At 67.3% G+C, this 21,901-nt stretch carries 23 protein-coding genes; 13 read left to right on the plus strand and 10 right to left on the minus strand.

Annotated elements, in window-relative coordinates; translation table 11 throughout:
- Positions 1-629 precede the first annotated feature (629 nt).
- Positions 630-2,417 carry a serine protease gene (locus AV521_RS31190; RefSeq protein ID WP_076093066.1) on the minus strand — a complete coding sequence of 596 codons (1,788 nt, stop codon included), beginning with the start codon at positions 2,415-2,417 and terminating at the stop codon, positions 630-632.
- Positions 2,350-2,619, minus strand: a complete 270-nt coding sequence (locus tag AV521_RS49520; protein ID WP_179023504.1) for a hypothetical protein — start codon at positions 2,617-2,619, stop codon at positions 2,350-2,352. Before AV521_RS49520 ends, AV521_RS31190 begins: the two co-directional genes overlap by 68 nt.
- A gap of 139 nt (positions 2,620-2,758) precedes the next feature.
- On the opposite strand from AV521_RS49520, the gene AV521_RS31195 reads away from it, so the two are divergent.
- From AV521_RS31195 to AV521_RS51245, 11 genes are all read left to right on the plus strand, one after another.
- On the plus strand, positions 2,759-3,256 hold the full coding sequence (locus tag AV521_RS31195; protein WP_076093068.1) for a hypothetical protein: 498 nt from the start codon (positions 2,759-2,761) through the stop codon (positions 3,254-3,256).
- 1,110 nt (positions 3,257-4,366) lie between these two features.
- A complete protein-coding gene (locus AV521_RS31200; RefSeq protein ID WP_218639376.1) occupies positions 4,367-5,788 on the plus strand; it encodes a glycoside hydrolase family 15 protein in 1,422 nt (473 codons plus the stop codon).
- A 75-nt stretch (positions 5,789-5,863) separates the two neighbouring features.
- Positions 5,864-7,789 carry a GMC family oxidoreductase gene (locus tag AV521_RS52335; protein ID WP_076093070.1) on the plus strand — a complete coding sequence of 642 codons (1,926 nt, stop codon included), beginning with the start codon at positions 5,864-5,866 and terminating at the stop codon, positions 7,787-7,789.
- Positions 7,786-8,901: a ferritin-like protein gene (locus tag AV521_RS31210; protein WP_076093072.1), complete on the plus strand. Its 1,116-nt coding sequence runs from the start codon at positions 7,786-7,788 to the stop codon at positions 8,899-8,901. Before AV521_RS52335 ends, AV521_RS31210 begins: the two co-directional genes overlap by 4 nt.
- A complete protein-coding gene (locus AV521_RS31215) occupies positions 8,898-9,422 on the plus strand; it encodes a hypothetical protein (protein ID WP_076093074.1) in 525 nt (174 codons plus the stop codon). The genes AV521_RS31210 and AV521_RS31215 overlap by 4 nt, the downstream gene beginning before the upstream one ends.
- Positions 9,419-10,333, plus strand: a complete 915-nt coding sequence (gene iolE, locus AV521_RS31220; protein ID WP_107481078.1) for a myo-inosose-2 dehydratase — start codon at positions 9,419-9,421, stop codon at positions 10,331-10,333. Before AV521_RS31215 ends, iolE begins: the two co-directional genes overlap by 4 nt.
- 2 nt (positions 10,334-10,335) lie before the next feature.
- The gene (locus AV521_RS31225; protein WP_076093076.1) at positions 10,336-11,361 is read left to right on the plus strand and encodes a sugar phosphate isomerase/epimerase family protein; all 1,026 of its coding nucleotides are present in this window, start codon (positions 10,336-10,338) and stop codon (positions 11,359-11,361) included.
- Positions 11,362-11,416: 55 nt separating this feature from the next.
- Positions 11,417-12,232, plus strand: coding sequence for an MBL fold metallo-hydrolase (locus AV521_RS31230; RefSeq protein WP_218639377.1), 816 nt, complete (start codon positions 11,417-11,419; stop codon positions 12,230-12,232).
- 25 nt (positions 12,233-12,257) lie between these two features.
- Entirely contained in the window at positions 12,258-13,913 is a 1,656-nt protein-coding gene (locus AV521_RS31235) for an alpha-keto acid decarboxylase family protein (RefSeq protein WP_076093080.1), read from the plus strand.
- 24 nt (positions 13,914-13,937) lie between these two features.
- A complete protein-coding gene (locus AV521_RS31240) occupies positions 13,938-14,246 on the plus strand; it encodes an EthD family reductase (RefSeq protein ID WP_076093082.1) in 309 nt (102 codons plus the stop codon).
- Positions 14,247-14,731: 485 nt separating this feature from the next.
- The gene (locus AV521_RS51245; protein ID WP_076093084.1) at positions 14,732-15,112 is read left to right on the plus strand and encodes a hypothetical protein; all 381 of its coding nucleotides are present in this window, start codon (positions 14,732-14,734) and stop codon (positions 15,110-15,112) included.
- A 694-nt stretch (positions 15,113-15,806) separates the two neighbouring features.
- Here the strand turns inward: AV521_RS51245 and AV521_RS31250 are convergent.
- The gene (locus AV521_RS31250; RefSeq protein ID WP_076093086.1) at positions 15,807-16,766 is read right to left on the minus strand and encodes an alpha/beta hydrolase; all 960 of its coding nucleotides are present in this window, start codon (positions 16,764-16,766) and stop codon (positions 15,807-15,809) included.
- A 125-nt stretch (positions 16,767-16,891) separates the two neighbouring features.
- On the opposite strand from AV521_RS31250, the gene AV521_RS31255 reads away from it, so the two are divergent.
- Entirely contained in the window at positions 16,892-17,545 is a 654-nt protein-coding gene (locus AV521_RS31255) for a TetR/AcrR family transcriptional regulator (protein ID WP_076093088.1), read from the plus strand.
- A 58-nt stretch (positions 17,546-17,603) separates the two neighbouring features.
- Here AV521_RS31255 and AV521_RS31260 read toward each other — a convergent pair whose 3' ends face one another.
- From AV521_RS31260 to AV521_RS31285, 7 genes are all read right to left on the minus strand, one after another.
- Positions 17,604-17,876: an IS30 family transposase gene (locus AV521_RS31260; protein WP_256725734.1), complete on the minus strand. Its 273-nt coding sequence runs from the start codon at positions 17,874-17,876 to the stop codon at positions 17,604-17,606.
- Positions 17,877-17,936: 60 nt separating this feature from the next.
- Positions 17,937-18,110, minus strand: coding sequence for a hypothetical protein (locus AV521_RS51255; RefSeq protein ID WP_256725735.1), 174 nt, complete (start codon positions 18,108-18,110; stop codon positions 17,937-17,939).
- A gap of 88 nt (positions 18,111-18,198) precedes the next feature.
- Entirely contained in the window at positions 18,199-18,501 is a 303-nt protein-coding gene (locus AV521_RS49530; protein ID WP_076093090.1) for a hypothetical protein, read from the minus strand.
- 85 nt (positions 18,502-18,586) lie between these two features.
- On the minus strand, positions 18,587-18,955 hold the full coding sequence (locus AV521_RS52825) for an Lrp/AsnC ligand binding domain-containing protein (protein WP_076093092.1): 369 nt from the start codon (positions 18,953-18,955) through the stop codon (positions 18,587-18,589).
- Entirely contained in the window at positions 18,859-19,152 is a 294-nt protein-coding gene (locus AV521_RS52830) for an Lrp/AsnC family transcriptional regulator (protein ID WP_371917083.1), read from the minus strand. The genes AV521_RS52825 and AV521_RS52830 overlap by 97 nt, the downstream gene beginning before the upstream one ends.
- Positions 19,153-19,503, minus strand: a complete 351-nt coding sequence (locus AV521_RS31280; RefSeq protein WP_076093096.1) for a hypothetical protein — start codon at positions 19,501-19,503, stop codon at positions 19,153-19,155.
- 43 nt (positions 19,504-19,546) lie between these two features.
- Positions 19,547-20,113, minus strand: coding sequence for an EF-hand domain-containing protein (locus tag AV521_RS31285; RefSeq protein ID WP_076093098.1), 567 nt, complete (start codon positions 20,111-20,113; stop codon positions 19,547-19,549).
- Positions 20,114-21,582: 1,469 nt separating this feature from the next.
- On the opposite strand from AV521_RS31285, the gene AV521_RS31295 reads away from it, so the two are divergent.
- The gene (locus AV521_RS31295) at positions 21,583-21,789 is read left to right on the plus strand and encodes a hypothetical protein (protein WP_076093103.1); all 207 of its coding nucleotides are present in this window, start codon (positions 21,583-21,585) and stop codon (positions 21,787-21,789) included.
- Positions 21,790-21,901 lie beyond the last annotated feature (112 nt).

Genomic DNA, 21,901 nt, shown 5'->3' on the forward strand with positions numbered 1-21,901 from the left:
CGTGTGCAGCCCGTGACCACCGCCAGGCTGACCCGGCTGCGCCGATCCGCCCGTGCGATGCCCGCCCGAGCCGCCGCCCTCCGCGCCGCCGCCCCGGCTGATCAGCCCGGCTCGGCAAACGTCGGATCGGGAGTGCCTGGCCATACTGCCGCAGGGGGTTCTGGCAAGGGACGCGGTCAGCGGCGCTCGTCCTCCTCGTCCCATGGCGTCTCCGCTGCTCTTGTCGGTCTTGCGCTGCAGTTGGACGAACGCGTACAGGGCTTGGTCGCGCAGGGCGGCGGCGCGGAGGGCGAAGCCGGTGTCATCGTGCCGGAAGCTGACTCTGACCAGGCCTTGGAGTTCATGAACGCCTTGTAACCCGTTTTGGGCCTAGCCGCTGTTCCGGACTGGGGCTCCGTTCCCGGACGCGTCGCCACGATGCTTTCCCGAACGGCGTCGTCGTCACCCTCCAGCCTCGTGGCCCTGACCTGCGCAAAGACGATGTGACACAGCTTCCGAGGCGCGGAGGGAGGCCGGCAGGGCTCCTGCCGCGACCGTGCGTCGGGATGCGCCTGCGGCCTCGCGGGGTTTGGCACCCGGGTGGGCGCCGAACCCCGCGAGGCGGTGCACGGGTTCAGCTCGCGCCGCTGTTACGCGGGCGGGACGAGCATGAGCTCCTTGCCGAGCTGCGAGGCTGAGGAGTCGCCGTACATCGTGAGTTCACCGTCCGACCAGCGGACCATGAGGTCGTCAGGCCAGGAGTTGCCCCCGAAGTTGCCCGCCGAGATGACCTTGGCGTGGTCGCGCCACAGGGCGTTGGCGGCGAGGACCTGGTTCTCGGCGCCGAGACCGCTGATGCCGAGGTCCTTGTAGACGGTCAGTTCGCCGTCGGTCCAGCGGACCATCAGGTCGTTGTTGTCGGCGCCGCCGAAGTCGCCGGTGGTGATGGCACGGGCGTACTTCCAGACCGATCCCGGGTCGGCGAGCTTCTTCTCCGTGTGGAAGCCGGCCGCGTCCACGTCCCAGTAAAGCGTGGCCTCGCCGTCGTCCCAGGTGACGACCACGTCGTCGGGCCACTTGTTGCCGCCGAAGGCGCCCGTCGCCAGCGCGGTGGCGTGCTTCCACAGGGCGTTGGGCTGCTGGAGGGTGATCTCCTGGACGTTGTTGATCGACCCGGAGTCGTAGTCGACATCCTTGTAGAGGGAGACCTCTCCGTCGACCCACAGGACCATCAGGTCGTACTGGGCGCCACCGGTGAAGTCGCCGGCTGTGATGGCCTTCGCGTTCTTCCAGGTGCCGTTGGGGCCGATGAGCTTGCGATCCTTCTCGAAGCCGAAGGCGCCGTCGCCCTCGTAGAGGGACAACTCGCCGTCGTCCCACAGCACGATCATGTCCTGGCTGCCGGTGCGGCGGACTTCGGTGCCGCGCAGGCCGGTCGCGCGGGCAGCGGCCGCGTAGTCGGCCGGGTCGTAGAACGTGCCGGAGGTGATGGCCTTGGCGTGCTTCCAGGTGCCGCCGCCGCCCAGGCTGGACGCCTTGTCCGGCTCGTAGTTGTTCACCGCCTGGACGTACAGGCGGTTGATGTCGGCGTCGAACTGGGAGGAGTACGACGTGTTGGCGGTCGGGCCACCGGTCTTGTAACCGCCGATGACGCCGAAGACGTCACCGCGCTTGCCGTCCCAGGCGGCCAGGAACGGGGAGCCGGACGTGCCGGGCGTGTAGCCGTCGCAGTCGATCTGCACGAAGCGGTCGTCGAACTTCTTCGTGGTGGCCGTGCAGTCCCGGGGCTTCTTGGAACCACCGGGGTAGCCGATCAGGTGGGCGTCCTTCTGGGCGAAGTCTCCGGGGCCGATGAACTTGAGTCGGTTGCCGCCGCCGACCGTGGTCGCGAGTACCTGGTTCTTCTCGTTGCGCTGCACGCGCACGAACGCGAAGTCGAGGTCGTCGGCCTTGGAGGAGCCGAGCTTGATGTAACGGCCGTCGAGGTAGACGCGGTTCTTCTCGGCCCGGAAGATCCCGTAGGGCTTGGGGTTGGACGAGTCGTTGTACTTCGGGACGAAGCCGAAGTTCTCGAACCGGTCGGTGTCCGACAGGCAGTGCGCCGCGGATATGACGAGGTTCATGGACGGCGAGTCGACGACGGACGCGGTGCAGAACCGGTCCTCCTTGCCGCCGGCGCGGGTGACGACGAACACGCCGACGTTGTCGAAGCCGCCCGCGACCTCGTGGCTGGGCGCGCGCAGCGCCGATCCCATGCCGTGGGTGTCGCCGAGCCGGGCGCCGTCCGGGTCGTCCAGGGGCCGCGCGTTGCGCAGTCGCTCGGGCGTCCAGTACGCGTCCAGCGCCTTGGCCTCCTGGAGCTGTTCGGCGTCAAGGGGAGCCGGGGGACGGGGTGTCGGGTCGATGCCGAGCGAGCGGTAGTACTCCTCGTCCGACATTCGCGAGGGCGTCGGGCTCGGGCTCGGTGGGACCGGCGTCGCGCCGGGTGCCTTCGTCGAGGTCGGGAGCGGGGTCGCCGATGATGGCGACGTCGGGTCGGGCGTAGGGGAGTTGGTCACCGTAGGGGTGCTCGGCGCTGTCGTCGGCGGCGTGGGTGTTGCCGTCGCGGCGATCGCGGGAGCGGTCAGAAGTGCGGTGCACAGTCCGAGCGCGGCAGCGCTCAGAGTGAAGCGTCTCATCAGTGCCTTGTGTGCTATCGATGGTTCATCCCCGTCTCAAGCGGATGCAAGGAACGGGTAAAGTACAGGTGGTACTAGATCACTGATCAGGGGTGTTTGTCATGTTTCGTGCCGCCTGCCTGGCACTGGTGAGCTGCGCGGCAGCCGCCGCTCTGGCGTTCGGAGTGCTTGCGTCTCCGGCCTTGGCCGGGCCCACCTCGCCACCCCAGTACGCCCCTTCGGCCACCCTCAACGTCGACACCGGAACTCCCGGGCATGAGGTCAAGGCCCTGTGGCTCGACGAGTGGCGCGACGACAACGAGAAGACCGTGCAGGTCACGTCGTCGGCGTTCGAAGCACCCGCGACGCTGACCTTCAACGGCCGCCAGTACGAGGGCAAGGCGCGCCTGCGTCCGGACGCGCATCCAGGACAGGCTCAGGCGCGAGTCGTCACACACGGGGGACAGGCGGTCAAGAAGGCGGTGTTCTGGATCGACCCGGCGAAGGCGTCGAGCGATGACTCAAGTTCCCTGGTGTGGCTGACCGGTGGAGCGCTTGTCGTGGCGGGGGCAGGGGTGGTGGGAGGGTTCGTCGTACGGCGACGACGCACGCACCCGTAACGCCGTAAGAAGCTGTGCGGTGGAGCACCCCGAGCGGGTCCGGCACCTGGCCCTGACTTGCACCGGAGCCGGGACGCGGTCATTGGGAAACAGAACGGGGGAGAGGCCCACGCTCACCATCGGGATTCGACGCACAGTTTTGCAACAGTGAGCTGCACTCGATTACCCCAACCTCATACGCAACATCGGAATTTCCTATTGCGGCATCTACCCGGCTAGCTGTAGCCTGCGGTACGCAAAGATAAGGGCACGTCAAGTAGTATACCTATCGCGTACCTATCGCGTGGAAACGGTCACGTCTCAGGCTGCTTTAAATTGGTCTATGCCGTTCAGTGAAAAGCTGCCGTGGGGTCTGCTGCCGGAAAGTCTCTGCGTCGCGTGCTTCTGAGAAAACGGGGGGATCGAGGGATGTATTCCCTATTGACGCGATTATGGGAATGGAATCGACTCGGGCACCTGACTCGGAGTGTCATCGCCGGCCTGACTGCGTTGCCGTCCGCCACGCTCCTCGCCCGGTCCCCAGGGCGAGGACATGAGTCCGAGACGATCCGTTTGCCTGCCCTGCCCGGCAGGCGTGTGGCACCGCCGGAGTCCCGCGGGGCTGCGCGCTGCCTGGGAAGTCGTGTACAGGGACGGCTTCTGATGCTCATTCAGGTCACCGCAACTCGTCCGGTCAAGGGAAGTCCCGTGACTGCCCGCGCATCCTGCCGGCCATCCACGCGCGGGGCTCACGAGAGGCCTGCCGCACCCGTGCGGCCGCCAGGGTACGGCGACAGGCAGGTTGTGCCCAAGGTCGAAAGAGTCGACCGGAACGCGCCCGCAGCCCACGCGGAGATCTCGATGGTTCCCGCATATCGTTGGTGACGCGGCGGTGGTCTGCGCGTCAGGTGTCACCAGCAGCGATACCAACTCGCAGTCTGGCCATATACGTCCCTGTGAACAATCTGCGCCCTCTTGCGCGTCCATCCGGCTTGCTCGCGCCGGAATTCCACGCACCCGTAGCGGCAACCCATGGACGCACTCGGTGCCAAGCATTTCCATCCGCGTGACCAGGACGCCGACCGTCGGCCGGATCCGATAGATCCGCTCGAAAGATAACGGAGTTCAACAATGTCCGAGTCCACCACGCCCGACATGCGCGCCCGCACCAACCGGCTGACCGACGACTCCCGAGCGCGGGCGAGCGTCCAGACCTCCCTCGCCCCGGGAGCGGTCGATCTGCCGTCGCTCGTGCCGATCATGTATACGTTCATGTTCCGGAACATCGCGAGCGACGGCTTCGTCTACAGCGATCCTCAGTCGCCCGGCGACGTTTCCCGCGACTCGAAGCCGGGTTGCATCATCGCCGCCCCGTCCTTCCCGGCCCTGACCCCCGGCATCGACGAGGACTACGTCTTCAACTGGGTGCGCGACGGGGCCATCACGGCCATGGAGGTGGCGAAGGCCCACATGCCCGTGAGCCCGGGCGGGACGGTGCAGACGCTCAACGACTACGTGCAGTTCGCCGACCTCTGCCACTCCAACGCCCAGCCGACCAAGGGTCACGCCTGCTTCAACATCGCCGGCGACGCCCGCCCGTGGACCGAGCAGAACGACGGTCCGGCCCTGCAGACGATCACCATCCTGGCCGCCTACGACCAGCTCGACCTCGGCACCCAGAAGCGGGCGGTCGACCTGGTGAACTCGAACGTGGCCTTCCTCCTCGGCGTCTACAAGGATCCCACCACGAACCTGTGGGAGGAGCACAGCGGGTACAGCTTCTTCGCCCGGTCCGCCCAGCTGCGCTGCTTCGAGGAGATCAAAGCCTCGAAGATCGTCGGTATCAACAAGCCGACCGGGCTCCGGCCCGCCATCGACTGGCTGCGCCAGGCCCTCGCAGGCCACTGGGACGGAAGCAAGTACGTGAGCATGATGGCCGACCCCGGTAGCGGAGCCCAGCCATCGCCCCAGAATCCCGTCGTCAGCGGGTACGACCCGAACATCGACATCGTCCAGGCGGCCGTCTACGGCGCCGTTCCCGTCATCGACACCAAGCTGCTGGCCACGGCGGCCCAGCTGCGCTCGCAGTGGGAAGAGGGCGGCATCGCCTTCTACCCGATCAACAAGTCGGACAAGGAGCAGTTCGGTATCGGGCCGATGTTCGGCCGCTACCCGGGCGACGTCTACGACGGTGACACCGCGCACCCCGTCCTCGGCGGCCACCCCTGGGCCCTCTCCACGTGCAACGTTGCCGAGCTGCACTACAAGCTGGCCGCCGAGATCAAGTCGAGCGGCAAGGTCCCCGTGGACGACCTGTCAGCACCCTTCTTCGCCCAGTCCGGCATCGAGGCGTCGACGGCCCCGGCGGCAGCCGCCGCCGCCCTGACGGCCACCGGTGACGCCATGGTGATGGCCGTCATCTACCACAGCGACCACTTGGAGCTCTCTGAGCAGTTCGACGGCACCACCGGCTACCAGCGCAGTGTCCGCAACCTGACGTGGAGCTACGCCGCCTACCTGTCCGCCATGCGAGCCCGGGCCGAGGCCGTGTGACCGTGGCCGAACGACTCGAATCCCGGCCGCCACGCCGGTCCCGGCTGCGCCTGGCAGAGGAGGAGTGACTGCCCCATGTACGCGAAGTTCCCTCACGGGGCGGCGAAGCGCACCGATCCCGCGGCGGCGGCCGAGGATCTCTACGACGCCGTCATCGTCGGCGGCGGGATTTCCGGCGCCCTCATCGCCTCACGGCTGAGCGACGCCGGCAGGAGAGTGCTGATACTCGAAGCGGGCCCGGCCGAGGACCTCACCCTGAGGGGCTACGAGAGCTACCTCGACCGGTTCTACTCGGCTGTCAGCAAGGACAACCAGGCCCCCTACCCGGCCGTCGCCAACGCCCCGATGCCCCGCGGCACCGACGCACGGCGCATCACCCCGGGTGTGCCCGACGCCTCGGCCTACATCGTCCAGAGCGGGCCCCTCGCCACCGACACCACCTATACGAGGGTCCTCGGCGGCACCACCATGCACTGGGAGGGCAAGACGCTTCGGATGCTGCCCGAGGACTTCCAGATGCGGACGCTCTACGGCGAGGGGACCGACTGGCCGCTCACCTACGAGGACCTCTCCCCGTACTACAACGAGGCCGAACGCGAGATCGGCGTCTCCGCCGACGTGGAGGAGCAGGCCTACCTCGGGATCACCTTCGACGAGGGCTACGTATTCCCCATGAAGGGGCTGCCCCTGTCCTACCTGGACCAGATGGTCGCCAAGGACCTCGACGGGATGCCGGTCGAACTCGACGGGGAGCAGCGAGAGCTGCGAGTGCGGCCGTTCCCACAGGGCCGGAACGGGATACCGAACCCGGCCTACGACGGCGGGAAGGGTTATGTGCCGCAAGGTGCCGTGAGCACCTACCAGGTCGAGGTCGGCGGGCGGTGCCAGGGCAACAACAACTGCGTGCCCATCTGCCCGGTGCAGGCCAAGTACAACGCCGGCAAGACCCTCGCAGTGGCCCTCCAGAGCGGCCGGGTCGACCTGGTGGCCCAGGCGGTGGCCCACAAGGTGCACATCGACGAGCACACGCGCCGGGTGACCGAGATCGAGTACCGCCGCTACGACCGGCCCGACAGTCCCGGCTTCACCACGATGAGGGCCCGCGGCCGGCTGTTCATCCTGGCCGCCAACGCGGTGGAGAACCCCCGGCTGATGCTGGCCTCCGGCCTGCGCGGTTCGAGCGGCCTGATGGGGCGGAACTTCATGGACCACGCCTACCTGCTGGCGTGGGGCCTGCTGCCGGAGGTGGCCGGCACCTTCCGTGGCACGAACTGCACGGGCGGCATCACCGACCTGCGCGGGGGCCGCTTCCGCAGCCGCCAGGCGGCGTTCAGCGTCGACATCCACAACGACGGCTGGGGCTGGGCCCGGGGCGCGCCGATGACCGACCTGATCGACCTGGTGGACTCCGGTGGCCGCTACGGCGAGTCCCTCCGCCAGGGCCTGGTGGACCGGGTGTCCCGCCAGCTTCAGCTGGCGTTCATGGTCGAGGTCCCCGCCAACCCGAGCAACCGGGTCACCGTGAGCCCGGACTTCACCGACAAGCTGGGGAACATGCGGCCCATCCTCACCTACGACATCCCCGAGTACACGATGCGGGGAGTGGCGTACGCCCGGCAGTTGTCGCGACGGATCTTCGCCCGCCTCGGGGCCGAGGACCACACCGCGTACGACCCGAAGTTCTGGGGCTACGCCGTCCACGACGGCGAGGGGTACGAGATCCGCGGGGGCAACCATCTGGCCGGCACCCATGTGATGGGCCGCGACCCGTCGACCTCGGTGGTCAACGCGGATCAGCGGTGCTGGGATTACGAGAACCTCTACATGGTCGGCGGGGGAAGTATGCCCACCGTGGGCACGTCGAACGTGACGCTCACCGTCGCCGCCCTGTGCCTGCGCAGCAGCCGGGCCATGCTGGCCCAGCTCGACTCCGAGACCGCGCCGATCAACGTGATCTCGACCGGCGCCACCCAGCGCCCACCTCAGGAGGTGGCCCGGTGACCGTGTCGACCATCGAGAACCGTGACGACCTGATCAGCTACCTGCACGCGGCGATGGCGCTTGAGCACGCGACCATCCCCCCGTACCTGACCGCGTACTACTCCATACGCTCCACCACCAACTCCGACGCCGCCCACATCATCCGGGTGGCCGCGGTGGAGGAGATGCTGCACCTGACCCTCGTCGCCAACGTCCTGAACGCCATCGGCGGGAAGCCCGACCTGACCCGCCCCGGCTTCGTGCCGTCGTATCCGGCCTACCTGCCCGATGGGGAGGACGACTTCACCGTCGACCTGCGGCCCTTCTCCCCGGAGGCGGTGGAGACGTTCTGCAAGATCGAGCGGCCGGACAAGGCCCCCAGCGCCGACTCACGGCTGGTGAAGACATCGGACGGCGGGACTCCGCTCCTGGTCTCCAGCCCCACGGCCGAGGGGATGCGCTTCTACAGCATCGGCGAGTTCTACGAGGAGATCATCGAAGGGCTCGAGAAGGTGGCGGCCGACGACCCCGCGCTCTTCTGCGGGAATCCGGCCCTGCAGGTGGAGCCCGAGTACTTCTACTCCGGCGGCGGGGCGATGATCGTCGTCTCCGACCTGGACTCGGCCCAGCGGGCGCTCCGCTTCATCGCCGCCCAGGGCGAGGGCCTCGATTCAGGCATATACGACGCGGACGGGGAGCTGGCGCACTACTACCGATTCCGGCAGCTGCAACTCGGGCGCTACTACCAGGCGGGCGACCACCCCGATTCACCTTCGGGGCCTGAGCTGAGTATCTCCTGGGACGATGTGTACCAGGTGAAGGTGAGCGCCCGGCTGGCCGACTACCCGACGGGATCCGAACTTGCCCGTGTCGCCCGGGACTTCAACGCCGACTACGGGGCCTTCCTCGCCCTGCTCACCAAGGCGTTCAACGGGCAGCCAGGCCTCTTGCAGGAGGCCGTCTGCGACATGTTCCGCCTGCGCGACGGGTTCACCCGGCTGATACGCAACCCCCTGCCGGGCAGCGACGGCCTGCACGCTGCCCCTACCTTCGAGATTCCGGCCGCGGTCGGGTCCGATCCGCAGGCGTCGCCGGATGCCGGCGAGACGACCCGGGCGGCGGTGACGCGATGACCGCCCCGTCGTTCGAGGAGTTCCTCTTCCTGTCGGTCGACCTCACCGCCTTCGAGGAGACCGATCTGCTCGGCACCGGCATGGCCCACAAATATCTGGCGAGAGTGCGGGCCGCCTGCGGCGACGAGGTCGTCACCGCCCTCCTGGATGCCCACCGGGCAGCCCGGGCCGACGCAGCCGGTGACGCCGGAAGCCATGCCCGGACCCCGCTCGACCAGGATCTGTTCGACCGGGCCCTGCGCCACCGGATCTTCAGCGACGACCGGCTCGGCCCGGTGGCCCGCAACGTGATCAAGCTCTGGTACGCCGGGACGTGGTACGCGCTGCCACCCGAGTGGATCGACCGGTACGGGGCCCACACGGCGGCCGAAACCTCCACGGTTACAGCCGCCTCCTACCAGGAGGGGCTGCTGTGGCGGGCCATCGGGGCCAATCCTCCAGGTGCCAAGGCACCCGGATACGGCTCCTGGGCCCAGCCACCGCGCATCGCGGACCGCTACCTGAAAGGGGCGACACGATGACAGATCTGGCTGACCGCCTCAGCCCGGACAAGGTGAAGCTCGGCGTCTGCTGCACCCTGTGGTGGAACGACGACTTCCCCACCATCGACGCGGGTATCTCCTTCGGCCAGGCCGTGAGCGAGATGGCGCTCGCCGGCTTCCAGGGCTGCAGCATCGGGCACAAGTACCCCTCGGACTCTGCCGAGCTCAAGGCCGCCCTCGATCTCCGCGGCCTGCGGGTGTCCGAGCCCTGGACGAGCACGTACTTCACGGTCGGCAAGATGCGGCAGAAGACGATCGCCGCTTTCGAGGAGACACTGGCCCACATCAAGGCGCTGGGCGGAGCCGAACTGGTCGTAGCCGAGTTCGGCGCTTCGTCGCACCTGCTTCCCGTGGACGTGTTCGCCAACCGACCGGTTTTCACCAACGCCCAGTGGGACGCCCTGACTTCGGGCCTAGACGAGCTGGGCAAGATCGCATGCTCGGCCGGGATGAAGCTCAGCTATCACCACCACATGGGCACGGGCGTCATGACCCGGGCCGACATCGACCGGCTGATGGCTTCGACCGACCCGGACCTGGTCCACCTGCTGCTCGACACCGGCCACATGGCCTTTGCCGGCGACGATCCGCTGGACCTGGCCCGGGCCTACGCCGACCGCATCGGCCACGTCCACATGAAGAGCATCCGGCCCGAGGTCGTCAGCCGGGTGCGTGAAGAAGGCCTGTCCTTCCAAGAGGGCGTCGAGCTCGGCGTCTTCACCGTGCCCGGAGACGGCGCGATCGATTTCCGGCCCATCCTCGAAGTGCTGGCCGACGCCGAGTACGAGGGGTGGCTGGTGGTGGAAGCCGAGCAGGATCCGAACAAGGCCGTCCCGCTCGAGTACGCCAAGAAGGCCCGCTCCTACCTCGCCGACGTCCTGGGCTGGTGACGATGAACGTGACATTGGCGCGGGGCTTCCAGCCGAACGTCGAGCGGGACGTGTACTTCAGCTTCTTCATGTTCACGGCCGATCTGCGTCCGCAGGACACCCGCTACACCCAGATCCTGATCACCCATCTGAAGGCCCTGACCGAAATGGGCTACGCCGGCTTCGACGTGCATATCGCCGCCCGGCCCACAACCGTCGACCACAAGCTCGAGCTCGACAGCTACATCGGCCTGCGGAAGGCCTTCGACCAGGCGGGCCTGCGGGAGGTCAGATTCACCACCAACGTCGGGACCACGCGGACCTTCGACCCGACCTCGCCCTACGGGGAGCAGCGTGCACAGGCCCTCTCCTATCTGAAGTCGCGCGTCGACATCACCCGGGCCCTGGGCGGCGGCGACACCATCATGTCGGGTCCGTTCCTCTACCCCTACGGCGTCTTCCCCCTCACGGACGACGGCGAGCCGCTGTGGAGCGACGACCTCCAGGAGTGGATGAAGCCGCGCTTTCACGCGGCCCGTGGAGTCTTCGAGGAACTGTCGGAGTACGCCGCGGCCCGGGAGGTGAAGCTCGCCATCGAGCCCGTGAAGAGCTGGGAGACTCCCCCGCCCAACATGGTCTCGGAGGTCCTCGACTTCCTTGAGGGGCTCGAACACCCGCAGGGCGGCGTGACGATCGACACCGCGCAGGTCCTGATGGAAAGCCAGGGTCCTTCGGTCTTCCGGAACAACATCGCGCGGGCCGTGCGGCAGAACCGGCTGCACTACGTCCATATCTCGGCACCGGACCGGGGCGCGGTGAAGGACAGCTGGATTCCGTGGGACCTCGTGCGCAGCGAGGTCGAGCCGGTGTACCGCGGGCCGTATCTGGTCGAGGTGTTCAACGCGATCCCGCCGTTCGTCAGCTCGATGCGGATGGCGCGCAGGCGCTTCTGGCGGCCCGGCGAGGACGCCCCGGTGCGGGGCGCGGACAGCGCCTACGACGTCGCAAAAGCGGCGCTGGAGGAACTGAACACGCGCATCGCCGCATAGCCCCGCCCTTATCTCGTCCCGTTCCCTATCGGGGAGGTCCCGGATGCCGGCTCAGATGTCGGACCCCATCGTCATGGTCGTGAAACAGGCGGGCGACGTCCGTATTCACACCTTCGTTTCCTCTTTCGGCGACGGAAACATCGCGAACGCGACGCACATCGTCGAGTCCAGGAACTGCCTCGTACTGGTCGACGCACAGTTCCTCGCCCCTTATGCAAGGGAGTTCAGGGCGTACGCGGACAGCCTGCGCAAGCCGATCGACCGGCTGTATCTCTCCCACCGGCACCCCGACCACTGGTTCGGCCTGGGCGCCGCGTTCCGCGACGTCACGGTCTACGCGCTCTCCGAGACCATGACCTTCATCCACGAGCACGGGGACGAGTCGCTCAGCGACCACTGGAAGCTCGGCGGCCTCCTCCCGGAGCACATCGTCGTCCCCAAGCAGGTCGCCAGTCCCGGGCAGGAGACGATCGACGGGGTCCGTTACGTCCTGGACCGGGTGACGGACACCGAGATCGACTTCCACCTCACCCTCGGACTTCCCGAACTGGGGGTGTACTTCGCCCAGGACCTGCTCTACAGCGGCACCCATCTGTATCTGACACCACACCTGGGCCACTGGATCCGGGTGCTGCAGGACCTGCTGGTGTCGGAGTACGAGCTCTTCCTGCCGGGCCACGGCCTTCCCGCCGACAAGAACGAGGTCGCCCGCAACATCGAGTACCTCTCGGCGGCCCGGCAGGCCGCCGGCGACGGCCTTACGGGCGCTGCCTTCAAGGACTTCCTGCTGCAGCGGTATCCGGAGCGCAAGTGCCCGGGCATCTTCGACATCTACCTGCCCCGGCTGTTCGGCGGTGCAAGCGAATACTGACCACTGATCACAGAGGAGTTACGCCATGGCAGAGCGCTGCACGGTCGGGCAGTACCTGGTAGACCGGCTCCACCAGCTGGGTCTTGACCACCTGTTCGCCATCGCGGGCGACTACTCCATCGACTGGCTGAACCGGTATGTCGCGCCGAGCAGCGTCGAAATCATCGAGGAAGTCAACGAGGTCAACGCCGGCTATGCGGCGGACGGATACGCGCGGCTGAAGGGCATCGGGGCCCTCTGCGCCACCTACTCCGCCGGCGCGCTGTGTGCCGTGAACGCCGTCGCCGGCGCCTACGTCGAGAAGGTGCCGCTCGTGCTGATCAACGGCACGCCGAGCATCAAGAAGACCATCACCTTCGAGCAGACCGGCTTCATCGCGCACCACTTCATCACCGGGCGGGAGACCGACCTCCAGTCCTTCGAGCACATCACGGCCGCGGCCATCCGGGTCGACACCCCGGAGCTCGCGCCGGGCCTGATCGACCACGCGCTGCGCACGTGCATCACCGAGCGCCGCCCGATCTACATCGAGCTGCTCCAGGACATGGTCGACCTCGAGTGCGAGCCGCCCAGGGGCGCCCTCAAACCGGCCAAGCCCCTGTCGGACCGGGACAGTCTGACTCAGTCGGTCGCCCAGATCCGCGCGAGGCTCGAAAGCGCCGAGAACCCTCTCATCTGGGTGGGTCCCGAGGTCGACCGGTTCGGCCTGCAGGACAAGGCCGCGCGCCTGATCCAGCAGCTGAACATCCCCTTCGTCACGGAACTCCTCAGCAAGGCCGTCCTCTCCGAGGACGATCTGCTGTTCGCCGGCGTGCTCGACGGTCAGGCCTCGTCCGAGGCCGTCACGGAGCTGGCTGCCGCCTCCGACTTCGTGCTTGCCCTCGGCGTGTGGCTGACGGACATCAACTCCCTTGGCTGGGAACCGGATTACGACAAGACCGCCTTCGCGTCGTTCGACGCGGTCAAGCTCGGCACCTTCTTCGGCGGGCATGTAGCCCTTGAGCACCTGATAAGCGGCATTCTGGCGGAGAAGATCACGCCCAAGTCCCGGAAGCTCCCGGAGCGTCCCGCACGCAGCGCACCTGCCATGAGTCCCTCCGAGATCATCACGTACCAGGGGTTCTACGAGTTCATCCAGCGGTACGTCGACCGGAACACCGTCATCAGCAGCGACGCGAGCATGAACTATTTCGGGAGCCTGCTGCTCGACGTGCCCGCCCCGGGAGGGTTCATCGTTCAGTCGTCGTACTCCTCGATCGGCTACAGCGCGCCGGCCGCGACGGGTATCTGCCTGGCGAAGAAGCCCAATCAAAGGGTGATGGTGTTCTCGGGCGACGGCGGCTTCCAGATGACCGCCCAATGTCTCTCGACGCAGACCCGATTCCAGCTCAATCCCATCATCTTCGTCATCGACAACGGCGTTTACGCCGTGGAGCAGTGGCTCGCCGATGCGGGGGTCTTCCACTCCGACCAGCCGTTCTACAAGCCATGCGTGCTGCACCGGTGGAATTACAGCATGTTGGCAGAGGTCTTCGGTTGCCGGGGGTGGGAAGTTGGCACGTATGGAGAGCTGAGTAATGCCGTGACGGGTGCACTGGAGAACTCAAGCAGCCCGTCCATCATCCAGGTGCGAGTGCCTGACAAAACGATCCCGGACAACGCGAAGTGGAAGACCCAGTAGCAGGACGAACAAGGAGGAAGAATAATGCCGACGAAAATCACTGCAATCTACGAGAACCCGAAATCCCCCGAAGAATTCGAGGCCGGTCACCACGAGCAGATCGCGCTGGCGAAGAAGATCCCCGGAGTCAACAGGATCGAGAGCGCGAAGGTCTGGCCGAAGGAGGACGGCAGCGCGACGCCGGCCTATCGCGTACTCGACATGTACTTCACCGACTACGACGCGGCCAGCAGGGCCGTGACGACCGAAGAGGCATCGGCGTTCGTCGCCAAGGTTTCCGAGCTGGCGACTGGCGGTGTGCGGCTTCTCTTCACCGATGTCGAGGAGGTCTGATCTCGATTCTTCCGAGACGTGGTGTCCTCGCCGCGAGCGACTGGCTGCCCGATGTGTCCCGTGCCGTGGGGTGCCTCTATGTCTTTCGTCAAGTGAGGCGAGGGCTGCGGGGTTCGTACAAGGTGTCGTCGCGGAGCGTGGCGAGCAGGACGCTGATGCGGTGGGGAGCCAGGCGGTAGTCAGACCTCGCATCAAGCGTCTCCAACGGCGCATCCCGGGCCCGCTGACCTTCTGCGGTCCGGGATGGGCTGCTGGCTGGCTCGGCGCTCGTGATCCGGCATGACTCGCAAGATGGCTGGTGCCCCGTCAGGGACTGCCGTTCCCTTGAGATGTCTGCCGGACACTGGCGTCGGCCTGGCCCGCCCGTTGGCTTGATCAGCCGCTTGTCCGCCGCCTTCCGGCGTGACTCATCACAGTTCCGCCACGTGGTGACTCCACCCAGGCCGACGCCTGCCACGGCCGTCCGTCCGGAGGAGAACAACCGCGTGACCATGCTCGCAGAACATGTCGACGGCGTCATCGGCGTCGCCACTCGCCGAGGCACCCTGGCCGCAGCCGCCATCAACCCCATCGGCGCCGTCCTGGAGGCCACCGACGCACCAGCCCACGGTCGCGACTACCAGCGCCTTCTCGACTTCGCCCCCTCGCACGTGCCCGGCCGCCGCTGCTGGGCACTCGAAGGAATCGGCAGCTACGGCGCCGGCCTCGCCACCATCATCGAGGACGCTGGCGAACGCGTCATCCAGGTGTGCCGCCCCAGGCGCCGGCTGGTCCGCGGCGGACGCAGGGTGGACATACGCGACGCCATCCGCGCAGCCCTGACCGCCGAGCACGTCATCCAGCCTCGCAAACGCGGAGAACGGTGAGGCATGCGACTGCTGCTGGCCACCCGACAGGGCGCCGAGCACGCCTCCACCGCGGCGACCAACCAGCTCCAGGCCCCTGATCATCTACGCACTCGACGACCTCCGCACCGAAATGCGCCGCCTGAGCCGACCGCAGCAGGTCACACGCGGCGCCTGCCTCCGGCACCGCACTGTCCACCGAGCGCCGCATGACCATCCGGTCCCTGCGCTCCACAGCCCAGCGGATTCGGCACCTCCAGGCCGAGGCCCGCGAGCTGGAGAACGAGATCCTGCGGCTCATCCGCCAACATGCCCCCGAATCACTGGAGTTGCTCGGTGTCGGGCCGATCACTGCGGCTCAGATCCTGGTTGGTTGGTCGACCCGGGCAGGTTCCGTTCCGAGGCCGCCTTCGCCTCCTTCGCTGGCGTCGCGCCTGCCGCCAGATCTTCAAGGTCCTCGAACGACGGACCCGGCCGGACCCGTCAGAGCTTCCTCAACCGGCTTGACACGACATAGCAGCCTCGGCGGATCATCCCCGCACGCGCGGGGAACTGAAGGTGATGTTGCACGGTTTCCAGCAGGGTGGCCGCGGCTTCATGTGGGTCGGCGGGACCACACGCGCTCTTCATGCTCATGTGGCCGAGGCCGAGCCGGGAGATCGCGGGGCCGACGGGGCCGACGAGTCCGAGCGTGGTGGTGTGCGTCGTTCCTCCGTCACGCTGCCAGGGCCGCGCGGAGGAACTCGCGGATTTCCGCCCGGGCCGTCTCGGCCTGCGGTTCCACACCGGGCATGGCGAGGAACGCGTGCTTCGCTCCCGGATATTCGGTGAGCCGTACGAAGGTCCCGGCCGCCCGCAGTCGCTCGGCGTAGCGGCGGCCGTGATCGGCGACCGCGTCCTGAGTCGGTACCACGAGCAGCGCGGGCGCGAGCCCGTTCAGGTCGTCCGCGTACAGCGGCGAGAATGCGCGGGCGTCGGTTCCCGGTGGGACGGCGAGCCGCTGGAGGAGCCGCAGTTGCGGCATGGCGCGGGTCGGGCTGTATGCGTACTGGGCGATCGAGGGGTAGTCGTACATCGTCTCGGTCACGTCGACGGCGGGGTTGACCAGCACCTGCGCCTTGAGTCGCAGGCCGGCCTCCCGGGCCCGGATCGCGGTCAGGGCGCTGATCAGCGCGCCGAAGCTCTCGCCGAAAACGGCCGTGCGCGCCGGGTCGACGCCCCACTGCGCAGAGTGCCGCACCACATGCCGGAGTACGTCCCAGCCGTCGTCGGCGGCGTTCTTGAGCGGGCTGTCCGGGGCGATGAGGCGGTGCTCGACCGAGACGACGAGTGCGGGCAGTTGAGCGGCGAGGTGGCTGTTGGTCCAGTCGCACTGCACCGCTGTGCCCACGAAGCTGCCTCCGTGGATATGGACCACGAGTGGCAGGTCGGTTCGCGCGGCGACCTCGCAGCCGATCGACGCCGGCCGGTACACCCGGACCGGGAGGTCGCGGCCAGGCAGCGCGACGTCCTGCCACTCGATCGCGGCTCCGGGGTCTGGCTCCCCGGTGATCGCCCGCGCCGCGCTGGACGCCCGGAAGCGGTTCTCCGCCTCGCGGTAGGCGATGAGTTCCTCGGTCGTGATCGCCTCGAAGTCCGGCTCTGGCGGCCGTGTCACAGCAGTGGTCTCGCTCATATCCGCGTCTCTCCTTCGCTTCCTTCTGCCGCCCTGTCCTCTCGGCGAGCATGTGTCCCTAGTATGCACGCGGTGCGTGCAACAGCAAGTGCATAAGTTAAGCTGTTCCGGACGAGAGGGGCGAGATGGCAGGCCGAAGGCGTTGGTCAACCGACGAGATCCTGGACACGGCGGCAGAGCTGCTGCGCACGAGCGATGCCGAGTCGTTCAGCGTGCGCAAGCTCGCAGCAGCGCTCGGCACCGACTCCTCCAGCCTCTATCGGCACTTCCGCAACAAGACCGAACTGCTGCGCACGGTCGCCGACCGGATCCTGGTGGCCGCGATGGATGGCTACCGTCCCGAGGGCGACTGGAGGCAGCGCATCACCGCCGTAGCCCTGCGCTTGCGAGAGGCCTTCGGCCAGCAACCCCAGCTCGCCGCGATCTGGGGACGCTACGCATCGGGCGGCACCGGTTCCCGGCTGGTCATGGAGGAGGTGCTCCAGGCCCTGCAAGCCTCAGGCCTGCCCGAGGAGGAGATCCCGGCGTGCTACCACCGGATCGTGATCCTCCTCTCCGCGCTGATCGCCTCCGAGGCTGGCATCGGCACCCTCACCCCCGAGGAGTACGAACAGGGCATGGAGCAGTTCCGTGTCGCGGTCCTGGGGGCCGACCCCGAACGCTTCCCCGCCTTGGCGCACTTCGCCCGAGAGATTCGCCCCCTCGGGGCAGACCGCCGCACCGCGTTCGAAGAGATCCTCGCCGCCCACCTCGCCCATATCGAGTCCGCAATCCCCTGACGCGCGCTCTTGGCCTCCTGGCCGGTTGACTCAGGAGTGTCGGCAAACTACGGCGAGCTCAAGCGGTCAGTGCATCACCGCTGTTGAGAAGGTCAGCGTCGACCTCTGCCGGAGTTCGGTAGCTGTGGGTCTTGCGCGGACGGTGGTTGAGTTCGTAGGCGATGGCGTCGAGGTCAGACTGGTTGAACGTGCGGAGGTCTGCGGCCTTGGGCAGGTACCGCCGCAGCAACCGATTGGTGTTCTCGTTGGTGCCGCGCTGCCATGGGCTCCGCGGCTTGCAAAGATAGATGGGCGTACCTGTCTCGGCGGTGATGGCTTGGTGCTCGGCCATCTCACGGCCCCGGTCCCAGATGAGCGTTCGCCGCAACTGACTGGCAGCCGGGCGGCCATGTCATGAGTCGGGGATGCGGCGGACACCGCAGGTCGCGATCAGCCGATCGAACGGCGCGCGCTCCAGCCAGCCGCGCATGCCATCTCCCGCAGTCCGGGTCGGTGCGTACCCGGCACGGGCGAGCGCGGCACGGGTCGCAGAGACCAGCGTCGGGTCGACGCCGAGGGAGTACACGCTGCCGTCCCCGAGCGATGAGCCAGGAGAGCCGAGTCGTAGCCGGTCCCGGCACCCACCTCCAGGACCTTGTGACCGTCGGCCACGTTCAGGGCCTCCAGAGCATGCGAGCCATGACGGAGGTCTGGCTCGACGAGCTCGTGGTCGTGCTGTGAGCGTCGGTCTGGGTGAGGAGGGACACGTCGCTGTAGGCGGTGGACGGCCATCCGGGCTCGCCGTCGCGGTAACTGTGGAGGCCCTCGGGCGTGCGGACGGTGAAGGCCGGGACGAAGGCCTCGCGCGGCACCGTCGCGAAGACACGATACCTTCGCGGGCTGCTGATCGCGCCGTCGTCCGTGAGCTGGTCCGCGAGGCCCCGACGCAACTCGTCGGGGGTGGCCACAGTGGTCATCGGCAAGGTCCTTCCGACAGGTCAGCAACGGCTGCGGCGATGGGGGCACGCAGTTCCGGGATGAACCCGAGCCGTCCGCCCGAGTTCAGATCGCTTCTGACCGCGGTTGTAGGGGACCCTCGCCCTCCCCTGAGCGTCGTACGATCCTTGGGCGCCGGTCTCCGAGACACCCTTGTGGCGGCGGTTTCCGCTGGATGGGCATGGGGCGGGTGGCGATCACCCGTCTCATGACGATCGTCGACATGAGCTGGTTGGTATTGGCCCGCTGCTCCTCGAAGAGGCGCTGGTAGGCATCGAGGTCTTCGGTCTCCACACGCAGCAGGTAGCCGGGGGTGCCGAACAGTCGCTCCGCCTGGTTCACCTCGGGGATGGCCACGAGCCCTTCGTCGAATGCGGCGAGCTGCTGGCGGTCACTGTGGCGCAGGTGGACGAAGACCGGGACCTCGAAGCCCAACCCGACGGCGGCGCCGTGAGGGTGGCGTGGTACCCGCTGATCACGCCGCTGCGTTCGAGATCCCGTAGACGGCGCTGACCGCGAGACACGCTGACCCGTACGCGTTTGGCCAGCTCCGTGATCGTCTGTCTCCCGTCCCGCTGGAGCTGCGCAAGAATTTCGCGGTCGAGCTCGGGGAATGATCGAACGGCCGGGATTTAGAGCCACCGCTGTGCCGCCTCGACGCTGTCCCCGCCACTGGTGTTGAACGCGATCGCGGCCTGGGGCGCATGGCGGCGGATCAGGTTCACCAACTGCTCGAAGAGCGGAAGCAGCTGCTCAGCCTTGCGGATCCCGCCGCCGACGACCACGACATCCCACGGCTGCTTGGTCAACGATGCGACGAGGGTCGACTCGGCCGACTCGTCGAACACGATCAGCGTCATGGCCGCGTCGATGCCGTGCTCACCGAACCGGGCCAACTCCGCATCGAGCGCCACACGAACCGCCTCGCCGTCGACGCCAAGTATCGCTTGCGGGTCGTAACCAACAACAAGTGCAGAAGGCATGCGACCAACCTATCGAGCCCTGCACAGCATGATCCGCCGGATCCTAGCTGCGGGGTGCGGGACCCAGAGGGCCGAGCAGGTCGCTGCTGCTGGCCTGCGGGTCGGTGCTGGTGCTGTACTCCAAGGTTGTTTCGATCATCTCATCGATGGTCAGGAACCCGTCCTTGTCCACGTCAAGCCTGGCGAACGTCTTCTCAGCCTGGGGTGCAGGGACGCCGAACGCCCGGAAGAAACCCTGGTATTCGTCCAGGCTCACCTTGCCGTCTCCGTCGCGGTCCATCGCATCGAAAAGGCGCCTTCTCCGGTCAGCCCTTTGCCGGGTGTGTGCAGCGTCAGCATCGGCCAGAGCTGTTTTGAGTTTGTCGGTGATGAATTCATCGAGGGAGATGCGCTGGTCACCGTCGACATCCATACGCGATGCCATGCCGTCCCACATCTCTTGGAAGACCGCGGCGACGGCGACCGCGCGCCGCGAGCCGGTATCCGAGAAATTCGCGTTGATTCTTTCCGCGATGATCTCGAAATCACGGCGCTCGATGTAGCCGTTGCCGTCGGCGTCGTAGGCGCCGAAGAGCCTGGCCATCTTCTCGCGGAGAGTACCCTCGGACATCTTGGCCACCCTTCCAAGAATATGCGTACATTTTCATCACCATTCAATCCTCTCTTGGTCGTTCAGTCCGCGCAGCGCGCCGTAGAACAACGGGAGATGCCCCGTTCGGGCGCTGACCGCCCGACGAAGGCCGCTCGCGCGGAGGACGGTCCTACTGAGGCCGTCGTGCCGGTACGACGCTGCCGCGCTCCGGCAGACAGCCCGAGTCGGGTCATGCCGCGCCGGTCGGTGACGTGCAGGAGCTTCGCGCCCGGCAGCAGGGGTGACGCCTCAGACGAGCATGAAGGAATGCCGACAACTGCTCCGCCCGTTCCTGAGCCGGTGGGGGGTGAGCCGGGTCTTGTGCAGACGGGCTCTTCCGGGGGCACGAACGGTGTTGGCCAGTCAGCCTGCGCGTAGCGCCACGCTGTTGATGTGTCTGACGTTCGGCTCCTTGTGGAATGAGATCGGCCGGCCGGGTGTTCGGCCCGCCGGCGGGCTGGGGTGAGGGGCCTGGGAGGTTCGGTCAGGTGGTGTGTTGGGTGTCGAAGCCCGCGGTGGTGTCCGGCGTCTGCCCTGTAGTCGAAGGAGTACCTGGCCGGGAACCTCAAACGCTGTGTCCGGCCAGGCAGCCAACTGACGTGGGCGCCTGCCTCCACCTCGCCGCGGCGACCGTGCCCGGCCCCCGGACCGCAGATGGCCAGGCTGCTCGATCCGCTGCGGGGAATGCATGACCCTGCGCCAGCACCGAGCCCACAAACCCGGCACATGGCCCCGGCCACCGCACTACAAGCCTCAATACGTATCGCCTCGTTGTTCACCCCCCGACAGCACCGTCACGTCTGCGACCGACGCGAACAACAGCTCCTCTGGCCGGGCACTTCCTCTTCCACGGGGCCAAACTGCTGGCCACACGAGCAGCGTTACTGATCATTTTGAGGCAACTTCCCTGAGGCAGTCGCAGGCGACCGCAGCCACTCGCCGTGCACGCTTCACGGAAGTTGAGCCAAACCGGGATTCGTGAACAGACCCACCAGCGGGGCAAACTCATCGAATCCACAGCAGGGAAGTGACTCACGTGCCCGTCACGCGAAATACGCTTCGACCTGCGCAGGCGCTTGACAACTCTAGACAACCGGCGGCCGGCGATACCACGTGCACAGCTTCAAGCTGGCCGCCGAAGCCGGGGAACACGAGTTCGCGGCGACCGCCTTGCGGGGCCTGGCGGATCAGGCCGTCGACCTGGGGCATCCGCCGCTCGCGCTGCGTCTGGCCGAGGGATGCGAGCGGTACGGGACGAAGCTGGGCCGGCCCAAGCCCTTGGCGTACTACCGCAACACATTCGCGCGAGCAGCTGCCGCCGACGGAGACGGAGCGACGGCGGTGAGGATGCTGCCCGGTGCGCAGGCGGCCATCCAGCACGCTCCGACAAGCAGGGCCGTTCCTGGGCGTCCCGCTGCAGTCACCGCCGATAGGCACACGCGTCCGCCATGAACCACGCCACGCTCGGTGACCTCGGCGTCGCCGAAGAACACCTTCACCTCCCACTCGACATCCACGGCTTGGACCGCAAGCGCACCCGAGCGATCGTGCCTGCGGACCTCGGCCACGTGCAACTCAACCGTGGCAACGCTCCTCAGGCGCCGGCCACGTGGTGCGACTTCCTCAACTGCGCCAACTGTGCCAACGACGCGTAGTCCGTTCGAGTCACCGACGCCCTCACCAATGTTGAGGCCCGCTTCCCCCCTCCGGGTACCGGCTCTAACAACCGGCCAATGGGGGCAGCCGGTAGCTCAAGACAGCCGCGCG

The organism is Streptomyces sp. IMTB 2501 (assembly GCF_001953885.1).
Taxonomy (GTDB): domain Bacteria; phylum Actinomycetota; class Actinomycetes; order Streptomycetales; family Streptomycetaceae; genus Streptomyces.